1 protein-coding gene is annotated in these 1,306 nt (G+C 37.0%); it reads left to right on the forward strand.

Going from position 1 to position 1,306, the window contains the following annotated elements; translation table 11 throughout:
• Positions 1–1,191 (forward strand): helix-turn-helix transcriptional regulator (locus tag PKO02S_RS32040; RefSeq protein WP_164821833.1); only part of this gene is annotated, 1,191 nt, incomplete at its 5' end.
• Positions 1,192–1,306 lie beyond the last annotated feature (115 nt).

Here is a 1,306-nt window from a genome sequence, read left to right on the forward strand (position 1 = left end):
ACGGAACATTCTGAAGACGCACTGTATGAAAATTTATTATTGTCTGTACTTAATAGTTCCTTTAATAACTTGCAAAGCTTGAATTCTGCGGGGAAAAGGATTGGCGTATTTTTTTCGAAAAGTGTATTTTGCATAGCAACCCTTTATATTGACGATATTGTCGTTTTGAATAGGATCGGGTATTCGGTTGTTGTAAAATCTATCGCAGTGAATATCCCTAAATCGATCGAATGCCAATTCAAAAATCTGCTTTTTAATCAGCAGATTGTGTGTATCTTTTGCTTGGAAAGGGAAAATTACAGTGAATTGATACATGCATTTGAAGATATACGTCAACAGCTTTTAGAATCAGGTATTTTGGCAACTGTAGGCGTGAGTGACATGAACGAAAAGACAGCCCAGATCGGAAGACTTTACTTGCAAAGCGGTGAAGCCCTGGAATATAAAATTGTTTATAATGCGGGAAGTATAATCGAGTATAGGCAGATCTCGCATCTAGTGGATACGGGAACTCCTCTTCCGGAAATGCTGAAAACATTTGGCGAACATCTCTCTGAGTTGAGAATCGAAAAGGCGCAAAAGAGTTTTTATGACATGATGAACTATATTAAAACAAACAAATGCACGCTTTACACATGCAAGTATATATGTTTTGATATTATCCAATATTTTAAACGTCTCTCCGTTTTGCTGGATACCGCTTATTCCCATAGGCTGGATTATGGATTTGATATTTTGGAAATCGAAAACTTCGAAACTGTAGATGATTTGATTGAATTAATCGAACAAGTTTTTCAAAAGATTTCGGATTTTTTAAATACTCACAAGAAACATCAATCGGAGCAACTCATCGATGAGATAGTGCAATATATCAATGAAAATGGCTTGAACTATGAATTTCAAATCAGTTCGCTTGCAGATCAGTTTTCTATGTCCGTTCAATACTTGCGGAGTATTTTCAAAACGCATACGGGGCAAACGCTATCGGAGTATGTCAATTATCTTAAAATCGAAAAGGCAAAGGAACTGCTGATTACAACAAATGATAGCCTGGCTGTGATCGTTCAAAAAATCGGCAAGGTGGACGTAACAAACTTTTCAAGGGTATTTAAAAAAGAGACAGGCTTGACTCCTGGTGCTTATCGCATCGCTCATCAAGAAGTCAATCATCATGCTGATGAGAACGCTTAGCTACATGTAAAAACGATGTCTGCAATCGGCAATATCGAAATATCGTTCAAAATCGATTGAATGGTTTGCCTATGCGAAATGGATAGTATGTAAAACCGCCAGTTTCTAATTAGCC

This window comes from Paenibacillus koleovorans NBRC 103111, from assembly GCF_004000845.1.
Taxonomy (GTDB): Bacteria; Bacillota; Bacilli; order Paenibacillales; family NBRC-103111; genus Paenibacillus_AA; species Paenibacillus_AA koleovorans.